The organism is Anaerolineales bacterium (genome assembly GCA_037382465.1).
In the GTDB taxonomy this organism is placed as follows: Bacteria; Chloroflexota; Anaerolineae; order Anaerolineales; family E44-bin32; genus WVZH01.
The window spans coordinates 1-14,381 of sequence record JARRPX010000070.1; the positions used below are offsets into that span (position 1 = coordinate 1).

General features: G+C 57.5%; 14 protein-coding genes. 4 read left to right on the top strand and 10 right to left on the bottom strand.

Annotated elements, in window-relative coordinates; genetic code table 11:
- From P8Z34_14590 to P8Z34_14610, 5 genes are all read right to left on the bottom strand, one after another.
- A partial coding sequence (locus tag P8Z34_14590) for a hypothetical protein (protein MEJ2551900.1) occupies positions 1-302 on the bottom strand: 302 nt, incomplete at its 3' end.
- 21 nt (positions 303-323) lie between these two features.
- Positions 324-617: an NADH-quinone oxidoreductase subunit NuoK gene (gene nuoK / locus P8Z34_14595; protein ID MEJ2551901.1), complete on the bottom strand. Its 294-nt coding sequence runs from the start codon at positions 615-617 to the stop codon at positions 324-326.
- Positions 614-1,153, bottom strand: coding sequence for an NADH-quinone oxidoreductase subunit J (locus P8Z34_14600; GenBank protein ID MEJ2551902.1), 540 nt, complete (start codon positions 1,151-1,153; stop codon positions 614-616). The genes nuoK and P8Z34_14600 overlap by 4 nt, the downstream gene beginning before the upstream one ends.
- Before the next feature lie 13 nt (positions 1,154-1,166).
- Positions 1,167-2,384 (bottom strand): NADH-quinone oxidoreductase subunit NuoH, encoded by a 1,218-nt coding sequence (nuoH, locus tag P8Z34_14605; protein ID MEJ2551903.1) that lies wholly within the window; start codon positions 2,382-2,384, stop codon positions 1,167-1,169.
- A gap of 128 nt (positions 2,385-2,512) precedes the next feature.
- Positions 2,513-2,869: an NADH-quinone oxidoreductase subunit A gene (locus tag P8Z34_14610; protein MEJ2551904.1), complete on the bottom strand. Its 357-nt coding sequence runs from the start codon at positions 2,867-2,869 to the stop codon at positions 2,513-2,515.
- Between the two features lie 222 nt (positions 2,870-3,091).
- Between P8Z34_14610 and P8Z34_14615 the strand changes: the two genes are divergently transcribed.
- From P8Z34_14615 to P8Z34_14625, 3 genes are read left to right on the top strand one after another with little or no spacing between them, the layout of a single operon-like run.
- A complete protein-coding gene (locus tag P8Z34_14615) occupies positions 3,092-4,081 on the top strand; it encodes a peptidoglycan bridge formation glycyltransferase FemA/FemB family protein (protein ID MEJ2551905.1) in 990 nt (329 codons plus the stop codon).
- Between the two features lie 9 nt (positions 4,082-4,090).
- Positions 4,091-5,209 carry a peptidoglycan bridge formation glycyltransferase FemA/FemB family protein gene (locus P8Z34_14620; GenBank protein MEJ2551906.1) on the top strand — a complete coding sequence of 373 codons (1,119 nt, stop codon included), beginning with the start codon at positions 4,091-4,093 and terminating at the stop codon, positions 5,207-5,209.
- A gap of 52 nt (positions 5,210-5,261) precedes the next feature.
- Complete coding sequence (locus P8Z34_14625; protein ID MEJ2551907.1) at positions 5,262-6,227, top strand: D-cysteine desulfhydrase family protein; 966 nt, start codon at positions 5,262-5,264, stop codon at positions 6,225-6,227.
- Here the strand turns inward: P8Z34_14625 and P8Z34_14630 are convergent.
- Positions 6,224-7,957, bottom strand: a complete 1,734-nt coding sequence (locus P8Z34_14630) for an adenylate/guanylate cyclase domain-containing protein (protein MEJ2551908.1) — start codon at positions 7,955-7,957, stop codon at positions 6,224-6,226. The two genes, P8Z34_14625 and P8Z34_14630, sit on opposite strands and share 4 nt — an antisense overlap.
- Before the next feature lie 138 nt (positions 7,958-8,095).
- Positions 8,096-10,453 carry a transglutaminase domain-containing protein gene (locus P8Z34_14635; GenBank protein MEJ2551909.1) on the bottom strand — a complete coding sequence of 786 codons (2,358 nt, stop codon included), beginning with the start codon at positions 10,451-10,453 and terminating at the stop codon, positions 8,096-8,098.
- A 165-nt stretch (positions 10,454-10,618) separates the two neighbouring features.
- Here P8Z34_14635 and P8Z34_14640 point away from each other — a divergent pair, with 165 nt between their 5' ends.
- Positions 10,619-11,059 (top strand): hypothetical protein, encoded by a 441-nt coding sequence (locus P8Z34_14640; protein ID MEJ2551910.1) that lies wholly within the window; start codon positions 10,619-10,621, stop codon positions 11,057-11,059.
- Between the two features lie 168 nt (positions 11,060-11,227).
- Here P8Z34_14640 and P8Z34_14645 read toward each other — a convergent pair whose 3' ends face one another.
- From P8Z34_14645 to P8Z34_14655, 3 genes are all read right to left on the bottom strand, one after another.
- On the bottom strand, positions 11,228-13,129 hold the full coding sequence (locus P8Z34_14645; protein MEJ2551911.1) for a nucleoside-diphosphate sugar epimerase/dehydratase: 1,902 nt from the start codon (positions 13,127-13,129) through the stop codon (positions 11,228-11,230).
- 3 nt (positions 13,130-13,132) lie between these two features.
- Positions 13,133-14,065 (bottom strand): NAD-dependent epimerase/dehydratase family protein, encoded by a 933-nt coding sequence (locus tag P8Z34_14650; protein MEJ2551912.1) that lies wholly within the window; start codon positions 14,063-14,065, stop codon positions 13,133-13,135.
- A gap of 1 nt (position 14,066) precedes the next feature.
- Positions 14,067-14,381 (bottom strand): sugar transferase (locus tag P8Z34_14655; GenBank protein ID MEJ2551913.1); only part of this gene is annotated, 315 nt, incomplete at its 5' end.

Sequence of the window (14,381 nt, forward strand, 5' to 3'; positions counted from 1 at the left end):
AGGCAGGTCCAGGCGACGAAGAACAAGGTAACCGCGGACAGCGGGTCGATCAGCACGCCGATGTTGAAATAAGTCTCCCCGGTCTGCAGCCAGGGGATGGAAGAAGCGATGGGATGCTGGCCGAGATGTTCGCTGGTGACCGCCATGCCGAATACGGTCATCGCCAATCCCCACGAGATCAACATTGCACCAATGGCAAGCGTATGGCTGAGACGGTTGTTCCGGTTGGCCCACAGCACGATCAGAAAGAAGGCCAGGATCGGAGGAAGTGGAATGAGCCACGTCAGGAGTTCTGGTTGCATCGTCACCCGCCTACCACTTCATCATGTCGATATCTTCGACGGCGACCGTCGTGCGCACCGGTAGATCGAAATGATCAACGCCAGGCCGACGGCGGCCTCGGCCGCCGCGACTGCGAACACGATCAGCGCAAAAACCTGGCCGCGGATGGCCAGGGTGCCGTAGCGCCAAAAAGCAACCAGGTTGATATTCGTGGCGTTCAGCATCAATTCGATGCCCATCAAGATTGCCAGCGCATTCCGGCGAGCCAGTGCGCCGTACAAACCCACACAAAATAAAGCCGCAGCGAAGATGATGTACCAGGACAAGGGGATCATGCCTCACGCTCCTCCTCAGACGCAGAACCCCGCGGCCAGGCGATCATGATCGAACCGATGAGTGCAGCAAGCAGTAAAACCGAAGCGACCTCGAACGGTATGATGAAGCGGTCGGCGTCGACGAGGGAGAGCCCCAGATCGTCCAGGAAGATCTCGGCGTCCAGCGCAAACGGGGGCGCCTGCGACTGCAGCGCCGGTATCTGGTTGAAAAGCGCCAACAAACCCGCGAAGAGCACGACGGCGGCCAACAGCGCCAACCCCCAATTTCGATTGACGTGCATTTTCGTCGCGCCCATAGCGCGCTGCGTCAGCATCACGACGATGATGATGAGGATGGCGATCGCATCGATGTATACGGCCACCTGCACGACGGCCAGGAATCCGGCATCCAAGAGCACGAACAGCACGGCGATTCCGGCCAGGACGAGGATGAGCCACAGCGCAGCGTGTACCAGATGTTTGCTGAGGACCACCATCAGCGCTGCGAACAGCGTGCCGGCCGCGATCAGCAGAAATACCAATTGAAGGGAGGTCATTGAACGTTCACTCTCATGGCTGTGTCTGCGAACTTCCAGTCTGAAGATTGGACGTACGAAGCGCCAAACCTTCCTGTTCACGCCTTCTGGCTCGCGCATAACTTCGCAATGCGGTCAGCACGATCACCAACAACAAGAGATTGCTCCCCAGATGCACGAGAATCCGGTTGAGCGAGAATTCCGTGACCAATTTCTCCGCCACGGCCGTGAACATCAAGCCGGCCAAAGCGATCGGCGTAAAGAGTTTCCAATTGAGGCTGTTCATCTGGTCGATGCGCACACGCGGGAACGATCCCCGAATCCAGATGACGACGAAGTAAACCGCCGTGGTTTTGATGAAGAAGTAGAGTAAGCCCAGCAACGGGTATTCACTGGCGCCCGGTCCCTGCCATCCACCCAGAAACAGGGTAGCGGTGAGTGCAGAGACGGTGAAAGCGTGCAGGAACTCGGCCACGAAGAACATCCCGAAACGAAGCCCGGAATATTCGATATTGAATCCGGCGACGATCTCCGATTCCGCCTCCAACAAGTCGAACGGGGCGCGTCCCACCTCGGCGATCGAACTGACGAAAAAGATCAGGGCGGCGAACGGCGACAGTACGGCGAACCAATAGGAGTGCTGCGCTTCGGTGATTTGCACCATGCCCATCGATCCGGCCAGCAGCACGGGCACGAGCAGCGCCAACACCATCGGTACGGCATATGAGAGCATCTGCGCGACCGTACGAAAGGCGCCCAGCAAAGCGTATTTATTGTTGGACGACATCCCTGCCAGCATGATGCCCAGCGTGCCCACCGCGCCGATCGAGACGGCGTAAAGGACGCCAACGTTGATGTCCGAGCCGGTTAGATGCGGCGCCAGTGGAATGACCGCCCAGACACCCACCACCGACATTACTGCCAGCAGCGGCGCCAGATTGTACGGTACGATGTCGGCGCCGGTAGGCGTGATCAATTCCTTGGTTACGAGTTTGAGGGCGTCTGCGAAGGTCTGGAAAATGCCGAAGGGACCCACTCGATTTGGTCCAAGGCGATCCTGTATTCGAGCGACGAGTTTACGCTCCGCCCAGATGAGAAAGAAAGTAGCGACGAGGGCGGCGGTGCCCAGCACAAATGCGCCCAAAAGACTTTGTATGAACTCGACGACGCCGGGCGCCAAACCAAGATTTTCAAGCAGCCCACGAAACCATTCACCAAACCAGCCGAACGGATCGTTGATGTCAAACGGCATGTCTCGCTCCTACGCGTTCAAATCAGAGTGACTCCTCGAAGGATATACGAATTCCGAGTCACATAATCCATGCAATACGAAATGGCTGATGTGTTGCTACCATCAGCCACCGTCTGGTCGCCTTGGATTTAGAACCACTCCAAAGCGCCTTTCCGCCAGGTATACATCAACCCGGCAGTAAGGATGAAGATAAAGAGTACCCCCTCTAGGACCATGTACAGGCTCAGCTTGTCGTAAGCTACCGCCCATGGAAACAGAAACACGGCTTCGATGTCGAAAACCAAAAAAATGAGCGCGAAGACGTAGTATTGACCTTTAAGTTGAACGTACGTTTCCCCCACGGTCTCGACGCCGCATTCGTAGATCGATTGCTTGATTGCGTTGGGTTTTTTCGGCGAGAGAATCCAGTTGGCAGCGATGGCAACACCCGGTAGTATCAGACCGACGATCAACAAGATACCCAAGAAAACCCAGGGTCTGAGCATCAACGCTCACTCCTCCCAATACCAGCCCACAGAAAAATTCGGGGCTTTCTCTCCCATGAAACTGGACATAGCTTATCACGTTCATCATTTACAGTAAAGGCGCAAGGTTATCGGTCGATCGTGACGAAACTCACCCGCCCCTGAGCTTCTGTCGTCATATTGCCGGAACGTTCCATCGCGCAATCGCCGAGCGCAAAGGCATCCCGATGGTATAATTCCGGCGTGTCGCCCCGATGCACGTCCGAGGAATGGGAAACTTATCTCCGCGCTCAGCCAGACGCACATTTACTGCAAACGCCGCAGTGGGGTTCTCTGAAAAGTGTGTATGGCTGGGAAGTAGCACGCATCCTGGGAGAAAGCTGCGGCGCACAGGTCCTCTTCCGCCGCCTGCCGCTGGGCTTCACCCTGGCTTACGTGCCCAAAGGCCCGCTGGGCGATTGGCTGCCGGCGCTCCTTCCCGAATTGGATTCGTTGTGCAGCCAAAAACGCTCGATCGCACTTAAGATCGAGCCTGATGAAAATATCGATCCGGCGCTGCAAACCAAACTACATGAAAACGGGTTTCTTACCAGCCCGCATTTCATTCAACCGGCTACAACGCTCGTGGTCGACCTGCGCGCCGAGGAGAACGAGATTCTGGCTCGCATGCATCAGAAAACACGCTACAACATACGCCTGGCTTCCCGGAAGGGGGTCAGCGCCCGTCCGTGGACTGATCTGGATGCCTTCGGGCGCATGATGCAGGCGACTGCGCAGCGCGACGATTTCGGCGTTCATGTCCCCTCATACTACCGACGGGCATACGACCTTTTCCATCCATCCGGCGCCTGCGAGCTCTTCGTTGCAGAGCATGAAGGTCAACCGATTGCGGCGATCATGGTTTTCGCGCGCGGCAGTCGTGCCTGGTATCTCTACGGCGCGTCGACAGATGCACACCGCAGCCGCATGCCGACCTATCTTCTGCAGTGGCAGGCGATACGTTGGGCGCGCCAGCGTGGCTGCACGCAGTACGATCTTTGGGGCGTCCCCGATGAAGACCAGGAAACCCTGGAGGCCAATTTCATGCGTCGCAGCGACGGGCTGTGGGGCGTCTACCGCTTCAAGCGAGGCTTTGGAGGAAACCTGGTGCATTCCATCGGCGCCTGGGATCGCCCCCGCATCCCCTGGCTTTACCGGCTCTACCACACCTGGACGAGTAGACGCAACGGATGAGAATGAACGATGCCCCCGGAATCGATATCTGATCGAACCCAATGGAACGCAGCAGTTACTGCTCTTCCCAGCGCCGATTTACTGCAGTCCTGGGAATGGGGGGACTTAAAAACCAAATATGGATGGGAGGCGCATCGCCTGCTGTGGAAAGATGCGCGCGGAAAGCCACTCGCAGCAGCTCAAATCCTGCAGCGCAACCTGCCGCTTCCCGGCATCGGCAGGCGCTTCTCGATCTTCTATTGCCCCAGAGGACCCGCACTGCAGTGGTCCGAAGCTGCGCTGCGCTCGCAGGTACTCGAAGACATGGAACGTTTCACAACCGATCAGAAAGCCGTGTTTCTCAAGATCGATCCCGGTTTTCCACTTTCGTACAGCGATGCGAACACTACCGAAACGCTCGTAGATAATCCTGCAGGCAGGAGTGTTCTGGCATCACTTGAAGAGCAAGGTTGGCGCCCCTCCGTCGAACAAATCCAGTTCCGAAGCACATTTCTCCTCGATCTGTCCAAAACGGAAGACGGCTTACTTGCGGAAATGAAACAAAAGACCCGCTACAACATCCGCCTCGCCGGCCGCCGAGGGGTCTCCGTACGCCAGGGAGACCTCAACGATTTCGACCTGCTCTACCAGATGTACGCAGAGACCTCCATCCGGGATGGATTCGCCATTCGAGATCCGGCGTACTACCGCGAGGTTTGGGGAAGTTTCATCCGGGCCGGTTTGGCCCAGCCGTTCATCGCCCAGGTGGACGAAACGCCGGTGGCGGCGGTCATCGCATACCGCTACGCGGACACCGCGCTATACATGTACGGCATGTCTCGCGAAGTGTATCGCGAGAAAATGCCCAACTATCTGCTGCAGTGGGAAGCGATTCGCTGGGCGAAGGAACAAGGCTGTAGTAAATACGATTTCTGGGGCGCACCGGAAACGCTCGACACGCATGATCCGCTATGGGGCCTATACCGATTCAAATCGGGCTTCGGAGCGCAGTACGTGCGTTCACTGGGCGCCTGGGATTACGTCACGAGACCGTTGCTCTATTGGTTGTATACGGTATTGAAGCCGAAAGCACTCGATCTGATGCGCGTCCGCGGCGTGCGTAAGACAAAGCAGAGCATCGAGGATTGAAAGCTTATAACCCCGCGGTTCGCCGACGATGCTCACCCAAAGGATGTAGAGAATGAATGTGCCAACCCTACCCCGCTTGAAGATCGCCCATTTGCCGACTCCAATAGAACCGCTGCCGCGCCTGAGCGCTTCCCTCGACGGCCCCACGTTGTGGATCAAACGCGACGATCAGACGGGGTTGGCGTTCGGAGGCAACAAGACTCGGAAACTCGAGTACCTCGTTGCCGACGCACAAGCCCACGGCGCTCGCACGCTGATCACTCGAGGCGCCGCGCAATCGAATCACTGCCGCCAAACAGCAGCCGCCGCAGCCCGTTTCGGCTTCGACTGCATCCTCATCCTCACCGGCGACCCCACCGAGCACTGGACCGCGAACTTGCTGCTGGATCGCCTGCTGAATGCGGATATCGTGTGGACCGAAGGCGCCGCCCCCGATGAGATGCTCCAACAGACTTTCGACGCGGCCTGGGCCGACGGCCGCCGCCCGTACCTCATCCCCTACGGCGGATCCAATGCACTCGGCGCAAGCGCCTACGCCACAGCGATGCTGGAATTCCTTTCACAAGATGTTCCCGTGGATCGCATCGTACTGGCATCCTCCTCCGGCGGCACGCAAGCCGGTTTGCTCGCCGGAGCTAAGATTGCCGATTACCAGATTCGAATCAGCGGTATCAGCGTCGACCCGAAAGCCGAGCCGTTGAAAAACACGATTGCGGATTTGGCGACGCAAATCTGTGAGCTGCTGGGAAAACCCCACAAGATCGAACCGAATGACGTGGAAGTTTGGGACGATTATCTTGGAGCGGGATACGGCGTTCTCGGTGACCTCGAACGCCATGCGCTGATAGACTTCGCCCGCATGGAAGGCATATTACTGGACCCCGTCTATACCGGCCGCGCTGCGGGCGGCATGTTGGATCTCATTTACAGCGGCGAATTCTCCAGCGATGAGACCATCTTGTTCTGGCACACCGGCGGCACGCCGACGCTCTTCGCCTACGACGATTTGCTGGATTAATTCACACCGACGATCTCGTAAACTTCGATCGGCTTTTCTTTCCCTTCGGCCACGATAGGCGGGAGCTCGACCACCTCGATCGATTTGAGAATGGCCTTTGCCGTCTCGCGGCTGATGAGGATCTGTCCGGCTGCGGCGTTTTCCTGCAGCCGCTTGGCCGTGTTGACGCAATCGCCGATGGCCGTGTATTCCACGCGCTGCTGCGTTCCCACAAGCCCGAGCAGAGCTTCACCGGCATGTATGCCGATCCCGAACGAAAGCCGCCCATCCTCAGGGAGTTCTCGATGCAACCCTTCGACGGAGGATTTCAAGGCGATCGCCGAACGTACGGCACGCAGGGTGTGATCCTTCTGAGGTATCGGTGCGTTGAACCACGCCATCACCGCATCACCAAGGAATTTATCGATCGTGCCCTCCTCCCGCAGTATGGCTTCTGCGGCCGCCGCCAGATAACGATTGAGCACCGTCATCAACGTTTCCGGCTTTTCCTTCTCGCTGAACGCCGTAAAACCGCGGATGTCGGCGAAAAACGTCGTAATCTGTGCCCGGTGACCGCCGAGCTGGAGGGCGTCCGGGTCGAGTTGATCGATCACCGCCGGCGACACCATACGCTCGAAGAGGCGCCGCTGTGCTTCCAGGCGGCGTTTCTCGGTCAGATCATCCAAGACGATGGCCACGCCGCGAGTGGCGTCCTCTGCCGTCTTCAGGGGAGAGAGATTGAGACTCAAATCCACTTCCCCGCGATCTTCGATCTGCGTATGAACTTCCAGGCCGCGAAAGCGCTTATCCTTTTTCTCGACCTGCTCAATTTTCGTCGAAAGGTCATCCGAAAGAGATTCCAACTGCTGCCGCAAGGAGGTTCCGAGAAGCACCTCCCGGGTCGTGGCCAGGATATTCTCGGCGGCCCGGTTGCACAATGTGATGGCGTCCTCGACATCGGACGTGAGCACCCCGCTCACGATGGAGTTGAACACATCTTCCATCAAGTTTTTCAATTCGGACACTTCATCCAGACTGCGCTTCACAGAATCGAACAGGCGCGCATTTTCGAGGGCGACCGCCGCCTGATTGGCGAAGTCCATCAAGAGTTTACGCTCTTTTTCTTTGAACAACCCTTCCCGGGCGCGGTTGTCGGCGTAGATGACCCCAATGAGTTTTCCCTTCACCTTCAAAGGCACACACAGGATCGAGCGCAGCGAAAAGGAAACGATGCTTTCCATCTTGTCGAAGCGCGGATCGGTCTGCGCATTGGTCGTCAACACGGCATCGCCGCTGGTCACCACTTGTCCAACGATCGTATCGCTGATCTGGATCTCCTCTTCGTCCAGCGACACCCGTTCCCAATTCCGCGCCACGAGCGTTTCCATTTCCCCGCTGTTCTCGTCGCGCATCATCAAGAAAGCACGTTCTGCCCCGGTGAGCCGGATGATGGTATCCATCACCTCGTTCAAAACGGTCTGCAAATCCAAGGATGAATTGACAACCTGGCCGATTTCCGAAAGCGCCTGAAGGTTGCGCCGTTCTTGTTCGTGAACCTCGGCTTCCTGCTGCAATTCCATCAGCGTGCCGCTGATCTGTCGCAATTGATCGAGCACACCGATCGGCAAATCGAGGCGTGCGCGCTGCAGGGTTTCCCGATAGCGCTCGAGTTTGTTCCTTATTTCTTCTGCTTTACGGCTGATGCGCAATAAATGATCGCCAAGACTGGGACGAACCGTAGGCGTACTCACAGCGTATCTCTCCGCACTTCTTCTTTTCTCTGTCCAGCCGATTATATGTCAGCCATTATGGGCACACAATCGACCTTGATTACTAACGCAGCAGATCAGCCAGCTTCATCAGACACGAAACGAAAAATGCTCCCGCTCTTATTCTTTCCGGGACTTCGAACGGTCAACGATCCTTAATTTCTTGAGCCAGGTATCGATGAGCCGGCGCAGCCAGGCCTGCAGCATCAGCGGCCAGGAAGCACGCCAGGCACGGCGGACGGGATCCGTCGCAATGGTTTTGTTCCCAAAACGCTCCTGCGTGTAGGCCTTCACGATCGTCCGCCCCGGATCGCTCAATTCAGGCAACACAGCGGCAAGGTGCTCCGCCCGTTCGTTGGGTGTCTGCGTGGGGCGCACCGGCACGCCGGCGCGTCGAAGCATTTTGCTCCAGCGGCGGTAGATGATCCCCGTGGGGGTGGTTTCGATTCGCGAATCAAGCCGATCATCGAAATCTTCGAAACCTGCGCGACTCATGCCCTTGAACACGGCCCGGCGCGCGACGACACGCGATTGGGGATCGACATAGAGCCATACAGCAAACAACAGCCCGAGTGAAAGGATGTTGAGGATCACCAAGAAATACACGATGGCTCGACTAGGCATCCAGCGATCCGCGTAAATCAAGATTTGATCCCCAGGCCCGCTAAGTGGTGGTTCGATTTCCCCGCCCTGATTAAATTCTCTCGGACTTAGAAAATCTCGATCCGTCATCATGTCCATCGGCAGCTGCAGGGGACGATCAAGCGCATCCTGAGAGGTCGTCGGTTCGAATTCCACCCAGCCGATGCCTGGAAAGAAGACTTCCGGCCAGGCGTGCGAATCTCTCGCAGTTACAAGATAGGCGCTTTGCTCGACTTCATACGTGCCGCGTGCATACCCGGCCGCCAGCCGTGCCGGGATACCCAACGACCGCAACATGATCACTTCTGCGCTGGCGTAGTAATTGCAGAATCCGGTGCGATAATCAAAGAGGAACCAATCCAGCGGTTCGACTTCGGGCGGCGGGGCTGGCGTTTGACGGTTGTAGGTGATATTTTCACGCAGCCATGTCGTAATCGCCACGGCCTTATCGTATGGCGTACTCCGTCCTCGCGTGATGCGATTCGCCAACTCAATCATCCGATCCGTGATCGTATCGGGCACCTGTAAATAATTTCGGCTGACCCAATCCGGATAATCCGTCCCAGCGTTTCGCAGTTCGAGGCCGGTCGGGGTGGCGACCGACGCGACTGTGCGATACGTCTCCCCTCGCATGATCGCCTCATTGGCGATCATACTGGCCAGATCGACAACAACTCCTTCACTGGTAACCACGTCCATCTGCGAACCACGGTTGACCCAGAGCGGTTGTGAGGGCAGGAACAACAGGATCATCGCATCCCGGACCGGCTGAAGTTCGACCTCGATTCTCTCCCGTCCGGTGTAGTCTGGAAATTGGATGTCCCCTCCCGTCGGATCGAAGGCGACGACGTCCGTCACCGTGGAAGACCAATTGCCATTCTCGTATCGATCGTAGACGCGTGAACGCCAGTAGAAACGTCCGTTGTTCTGCGGAAAACGTCCTGGAAAAGCCTGGAGAACCGGCAGATCTTCCACTTCCGTACCTGCAGCGAGATTCAGCACTTCAGCATAGTATTCAGGAATCACACCCACCGGCCCGCGCAAGTCGCCAAACGCATCGCCGATGCGAATGCGCGTCGTATCCAGTGGCTTCGTAATGCCATCCCAGAATTCCGCCAGGTTGTCATATTTCGAATAGGCCGGTGCAACCCACGCCACAAGGATCAGCGCCAAAGCCAGAAAGGCTCCCATGCGATTGACGAAGAAACTGGTTTCTGCCGGCACCCTTGCGCGCATTGAATGCCAGGTACCGCTGCGCCGATTGATCTCGGAACGGACGATGAGCAGCAGCGCAATAAACCAGTATGCCGCTACTGCAGCGTTGACCGCAGCTTCACCATCATAGAAATACGCGTTTGTGAAAACGACGATCCCCCCGGGAATGATCGCGCCCCAAACTTCTCCCCGGCGAAATAACGACCAGGCGGCCAGCACTCCGATAATCCAGAACAAGACCGCCATTATCAAAACGAACATCAACGCATCGTGATTCGTTTGTCCATTCGCAACCACATTGGCGAACGTACCGATTCGCTCTCCAACGTTAACGATCTTGTCTCGCCAGGTCAGACTCGGATCGAGGGTTCGCGTTATCTGCCATCCGGTGAAGAACAAACCGTAGAACGTCGCGAAGAAAGCGGCCGTCCTGCCGGAAAAAACGCTGCGGGCCAGGGCCATTCCGGTAATCAGCGACAATTGGACAACCGTGGCGACGAGTCCCAGATCATCCGCCCAATTCGCAATCAGCAGCGACCACGCAGATATACTGAGCATGATGATAAGCAGGATTAAAGTGAAGAATTCAAATCGAGGCCGCGAGCGCACTTCTACCGTCATCGTGGGTACCTATCCTGTTTCCGTATATAAAGATTATAAACTCAGAACGACTGGCTTTGATTCTATTCTGTGAATCGCAGTGAACTTACAGACCGGTGGTGCCGGCCAGTAGACGATCGGGCGATGCTTGCTGCATCATCGTATCCTTGATATGATCGAGCGATTATGGAATTTGTTGCAGAAGTACTTCAAGATAGCAAAAAACGACGCTACGTACTGCTGGCCGCGATCATCCTGATGACGATTCCCTGCTACTGTGCAGGTTTTACCGCGCTGCGGCAAGCGCCGGGTCGATTCACGCCCACGCAATCCCCTACCAGCATGCCGGCTTCCGATACGCCACAATACAACACCCCGCTTACGACACCCGATACTGCCACCATCACGCAGACTCCCACGATCACGAACACCGGATTCGTGCCTCCCAGCCACACACCGAGTTTCACGCCCGGCCCCACCGCAACGCAGAATTTCACGCCCTTCATCCTCGACACCGAGACGCCCACGCTGACACTGACTCCGGTTCCCAGCGACACACCGACTTCAACCCAACCTCCCACCGCCACGGACACCGCAGCGCCGCCCACCTCGACCGCGACGGAATAACCCGGATAGCGCGTCGCGATAGCGCACGTCCAACACCCGCAGTTGAAAAATAAACGAGATTCGAGTCGCCACGTAAAAACGACGTCGAAGCCGATAAGACGCACTGCGATGTGCGGCGTCGAACTGCTCACGCAGTTTGGCAACAACAGATGGAATTTCTCGACTCGACTAGAGAACGGAGGTCAAATCCGGAGGAGGCGCCTGACCGAGGATGCTCCCCGGCACACGCTCATTGAGCAGACCAAGGATGGCCTCCTTGTCGCCTTCGTGCGCCAGTCGTACCAGCTCGTCGATCGCGGCGTCGAGCGCTTCCCCAACGAGCTGGCCGTTCTCTTCCAGGCAAACGATGTCCGCGTGCTCGGTAGGGCGGTAATCCAGTCCCTCGTCCCAGAGCGATTCGCTGAGTTTTTCGCCCGGCCGAATGCCGGTGAACACGATCTCGATATCCTCACCAGGTTTGAATCCGGAAAGCCGGATCAGGTCCTCGGCCAAATCGAGAATGCGGACCTGATCGCCCATGCGCAGCACGAACAACTCTCCCCCGACACCCATCCCGGCCGCCTGCAGCACGAGATGGACCGCTTCGGGGATGGTCATAAAATAACGCCGCATTTCCGGATGCGTGACCGTCACCGGCCCGCCGTGCGCAATCTGGCGCTTGAAGATGGGTACGATGCTGCCGCGACTGCCCAAAACGTTGCCGAAACGTACCGAAACGAACGGCCTTCCGCTTCGGTCCGCGGCATCCCGTACGATCATTTCCGCCATACGTTTCGTCGCACCCATAACGCTCTTCGGCTGCACGGCCTTATCCGTGGAGATGAGCACCAATCGTTCGGTCCCGCAAGCCAACGCTGCCTCGACGACGCTTTTGGTCCCCAAGACGTTGTTGGTGACGGCTTCCTCGATATTCAACTCCATTAAAGGAACGTGCTTGTGCGCTGCGGCGTGAAAGATCGCTTCGGGGCGGAAACTCGAGAGAACGTCGTGTATGCGATCGATGTCGCGGATGTCGGCGATGATGGGAACGAGCGGTAGATTGGGATGATCCTCGCGAAGCTCGAGCAAGGCGTCGAAGATGCTGTTTTCTCCGTGCCCCAGCAGCGCAAGCTGCGCCGGTCCCCAGCGGGCGATCTGGCGGCAGAGCTCCAGCCCGATCGAGCCGCCCGCGCCGGTTACCAAAATCCGTTTGCCGCGCAGCACCCGCGTGGGCGAATCGTCGTCGATCCACACGGGCTCGCGCCGCAGCAAGTCGCTGATGTCGACGTCACGCAAACGGCTTACACTCAAGCTGCCGCCGATCAGTTCATACATGCCTGGCATCGTGCGAAAGGGGATGTCCCCCGAGCGGCACAGATGGGTAACCAGACGCACCACGTGCCCAGGCGCCGTGGGGATGGCAATCACGACTTCGTGTGCGTAATATTTATCCACGACAGACAGCAGCTCGCCAAGCCGTCCCGCTACCGGAACGCCGTGGATTTCCTTATCGATTTTCTCCTTGTCGTCGTCGACGAAGGCGACGGGCAGCATGTGCAGTTGAGGATTGCGCTGCATCTCGCGTACGACCAGCACCCCGGCGTCGCCCGCGCCAACGATGACGACCCGCCGCGCGCCGCCCAGACCGTCTGACTTTTGACTCACTTGCCCGCTTTCACTCAGCACGCGCACGATGATGCGCAAACCGCCGACGCTGAACAGCGAAAGAAGCCAATCGATGCCGATCACAGAACGCGGAAATCCCCTGGGCATGCCGCCGGCCGCGGCGACCAGCAAAACCACGATGGCCACGCTCGCCGAAGCGCTCAGCGTGGCGAAAAGGATCAGGCGCATCTCTCGAATGCTTGCGTATACCCAATACCTTCGGTATAGGCCGAAAAGATAATAGACCGTCGGCTTGATCACCAGGGCAGCAATTACCATGATCCAGGCCGAAGGGAGATAATTCATGAATGCGGTCCCCAATTCGAGGCGCAAGGCGAAGCTGGCCAGAACCGAGGTGACGATCAAGAACAGGTCAACAGCGAGTAAATATCGATTGCGAATCTGAAGAATCGGCTTGGGCCGCATATACTATTTCCGCTCCTTATCTCGGAACCATTGTACCGTGATTCGCAGGCCATCGATCAAGTCGGTATTCGGGCGATATTCCAACGCTGTCCGAATCCGCTCAACACTCGCTTCGGAGAAGCGAATGTCTCCCTCACGAGGCGCTACGTGGACCGGAGGCGGAGACTCCGGGAAGATTCGCTGCAAGGTTTGCGCCAGCTCGAGTATGGATATCGAACGTCCGCCGCCCACGTTGAAGACGCCACCGACCGCTGCCTCCCGCACCGAGGCGATCAACAAGGCACGCACGATGTCGCCCACGAAGACGAAATCCCGGGTTTGTTTCCCATCGCCTTCGATCTTGACGGCCTCGCCGTTCAGCATGGCCAGGATGAAGAGCGGAATCACTGCCGCATATGCCGAGTCGGGGGATTGCCTGGGACCATAGACGTTGAAGAATCGCAGCGCGACGACCGGCAATCCGTAGGCAGACGAAAACGTGCGCGCCGCGCTCTCCATCGCCAACTTGGCATCCGCATAGGGAGAAAGCGGGTGCTTCTCCGTATCTTCGTGAACCACACCGTTGGTGTTCCCGTACACGGCGGCCGAAGAGGCGAGGACCACGCGCGACACGCCCGAATCGACGGCCGCCCGAAGGACGTTTACCGAACCCAGCAGATTGACGTCGTAGTATTGAAGCGGGGCACGCATCGAAGCGGCCACGGAAGCCAGAGCCGCCAGATGAAAGACACGATCCACACCTTCACAGGCATCACGGACGAGACGCTCGTCCCGGATGTCTCCGACCGTTAATTCAACGCCCAACCCCTCGAGATTCTCTTTTTTGCCCGTGGAGAGATCGTCCAAAACGCGGACCGAATCGCCCGCTTCGAGCAACGACCTTACCAGATGGGACCCAATGAAACCCGCACCGCCGGTTACCAACGAAAGCGTCAAGCTAGACTCCCTTTAAGCCAATGATCGAGCCGATCGTGCGCAGTATGATCCAGATGTCCAACAACACGCTGCGATGTTTTATGTAGTACAGATCGAATTCCAGCTTTTCGGCTGAACCCTCCACTGAAGCTAATTTCCCACCGTTGATCTGCGCCCAGCCGCCGATGCCCGGTTTCACGAGCAGGCGGGCCCGATAGAATGGAATCTGTTTCTCCAGCTCGGCGATTAATTCGGGGCGTTCGGGACGAGGTCCAACGAGGCTCATATCCCCGAGCAGCACGTTCAGAAATTGCGGGAATTCGTCCAGATGGGTTTT